Source organism: Citrobacter sp. Cb041 (assembly GCF_030336655.1).
Classification (GTDB): domain Bacteria; phylum Pseudomonadota; class Gammaproteobacteria; order Enterobacterales; family Enterobacteriaceae; genus Citrobacter; species Citrobacter braakii.
Genome location: NZ_JAOWDD010000014.1, coordinates 1 through 2,871, shown reverse-complemented (window position 1 = coordinate 2,871; position 2,871 = coordinate 1). Strand labels below are relative to the sequence as shown.

Genomic DNA, 2,871 nt, shown 5'->3' with positions numbered 1-2,871 from the left:
ACCTATCAACGTCGTCGTCTTCAACGTTCCTTCAGGACCCTTAAAGGGTCAGGGAGAACTCATCTCGGGGCAAGTTTCGTGCTTAGATGCTTTCAGCACTTATCTCTTCCGCATTTAGCTACCGGGCAATGCCATTGGCATGACAACCCGAACACCAGTGATGCGTCCACTCCGGTCCTCTCGTACTAGGAGCAGCCCCCCTCAATTCTCCAGCGCCCACGGCAGATAGGGACCGAACTGTCTCACGACGTTCTAAACCCAGCTCGCGTACCACTTTAAATGGCGAACAGCCATACCCTTGGGACCTACTTCAGCCCCAGGATGTGATGAGCCGACATCGAGGTGCCAAACACCGCCGTCGATATGAACTCTTGGGCGGTATCAGCCTGTTATCCCCGGAGTACCTTTTATCCGTTGAGCGATGGCCCTTCCATTCAGAACCACCGGATCACTAAGACCTGCTTTCGCACCTGCTCGAGCCGTCACTCTCGCAGTCAAGCTAGCTTATGCCTTTGCACTAACCTCCTGATGTCCGACCAGGATTAGCTAACCTTCGTGCTCCTCCGTTACTCTTTAGGAGGAGACCGCCCCAGTCAAACTACCCACCAGACACTGTCCGCAACCCGGATTACGGGTCTACGTTAGAACACCAGCCATTAAAGGGTGGTATTTCAAGGTTGGCTCCATGCAGACTGGCGTCCACACTTCAAAGCCTCCCACCTATCCTACACATCAAGGACCAGTGTTCAGTGTCAAGCTATAGTAAAGGTTCACGGGGTCTTTCCGTCTTGCCGCGGGTACACTGCATCTTCACAGCGAGTTCAATTTCACTGAGTCTCGGGTGGAGACAGCCTGGCCATCATTACGCCATTCGTGCAGGTCGGAACTTACCCGACAAGGAATTTCGCTACCTTAGGACCGTTATAGTTACGGCCGCCGTTTACCGGGGCTTCGATCAAGAGCTTCTCCTTACGGATAACCCCATCAATTAACCTTCCGGCACCGGGCAGGCGTCACACCGTATACGTCCACTTTCGTGTTTGCACAGTGCTGTGTTTTTAATAAACAGTTGCAGCCAGCTGGTATCTTCGACTGATTTCAGCTCCATGAGTAAATCACTTCACCTACATATCAGCGTGCCTTCTCCCGAAGTTACGGCACCATTTTGCCTAGTTCCTTCACCCGAGTTCTCTCAAGCGCCTTGGTATTCTCTACCTGACCACCTGTGTCGGTTTGGGGTACGATTTCGTGTTACCTGATGCTTAGAGGCTTTTCCTGGAAGCAGGGCATTTGTTACTTCAGCACCGTAGTGCCTCGTCATCACACCTCAGCGTTAACAAGACTCCGGATTTACCTGGAATCTCCGCCTACATGCTTAAACCGGGACAACCGTCGCCCGGCTAACATAGCCTTCTCCGTCCCCCCTTCGCAGTAACACCAAGTACAGGAATATTAACCTGTTTCCCATCGACTACGCCTTTCGGCCTCGCCTTAGGGGTCGACTCACCCTGCCCCGATTAACGTTGGACAGGAACCCTTGGTCTTCCGGCGTGCGGGTTTTTCACCCGCATTATCGTTACTTATGTCAGCATTCGCACTTCTGATACCTCCAGCATGCCTCACAGCACACCTTCAACGGCTTACAGAACGCTCCCCTACCCAACAACACATAGTGTCGCTGCCGCAGCTTCGGTGCATGGTTTAGCCCCGTTACATCTTCCGCGCAGGCCGACTCGACCAGTGAGCTATTACGCTTTCTTTAAATGATGGCTGCTTCTAAGCCAACATCCTGGCTGTCTGTGCCTTCCCACATCGTTTCCCACTTAACCATGACTTTGGGACCTTAGCTGGCGGTCTGGGTTGTTTCCCTCTTCACGACGGACGTTAGCACCCGCCGTGTGTCTCCCGTGATAACATTCTTCGGTATTCGCAGTTTGCATCGGGTTGGTAAGTCGGGATGACCCCCTAGCCGAAACAGTGCTCTACCCCCGAAGATGAGTTCACGAGGCGCTACCTAAATAGCTTTCGGGGAGAACCAGCTATCTCCCGGTTTGATTGGCCTTTCACCCCCAGCCACAAGTCATCCGCTAATTTTTCAACATTAGTCGGTTCGGTCCTCCAGTTAGTGTTACCCAACCTTCAACCTGCCCATGGCTAGATCACCGGGTTTCGGGTCTATACCCTGCAACTTAACGCCCAGTTAAGACTCGGTTTCCCTTCGGCTCCCCTATTCGGTTAACCTTGCTACAGAATATAAGTCGCTGACCCATTATACAAAAGGTACGCAGTCACCCCATAAAGAGGCTCCCACTGCTTGTACGTACACGGTTTCAGGTTCTTTTTCACTCCCCTCGCCGGGGTTCTTTTCGCCTTTCCCTCACGGTACTGGTTCACTATCGGTCAGTCAGGAGTATTTAGCCTTGGAGGATGGTCCCCCCATATTCAGACAGGATACCACGTGTCCCGCCCTACTCTTCGAGTTCACAACACATGCACTTTTGTGTACGGGGCTATCACCCTGTATCGCCGGACTTTCCAGACCGTTCCACTACCACACATGCTGATTCAGACTCTGGGCTGCTCCCCGTTCGCTCGCCGCTACTGGGGGAATCTCGGTTGATTTCTTTTCCTCGGGGTACTTAGATGTTTCAGTTCCCCCGGTTCGCTTCATTACGCTATGTATTCACGTAATGATAGTGTGACGAATCACACTGGGTTTCCCCATTCGGAAATCGCCGGTTATAACGGTTCATATCACCTTACCGACGCTTATCGCAGATTAGCACGTCCTTCATCGCCTCTGACTGCCAGGGCATCCACCGTGTACGCTTAGTCGCTTAACCTCACAACCCGAAGATGTTTCGTAAAACA

Annotated in this window: 1 rRNA gene; it reads right to left on the bottom strand. The window is 52.4% G+C overall.

From position 1 onward, the window contains the following. Positions 1-2,843: ribosomal RNA gene (locus tag OGV52_RS00755) — 23S ribosomal RNA — on the bottom strand; the annotation flags it as partial. Positions 2,844-2,871 lie beyond the last annotated feature (28 nt).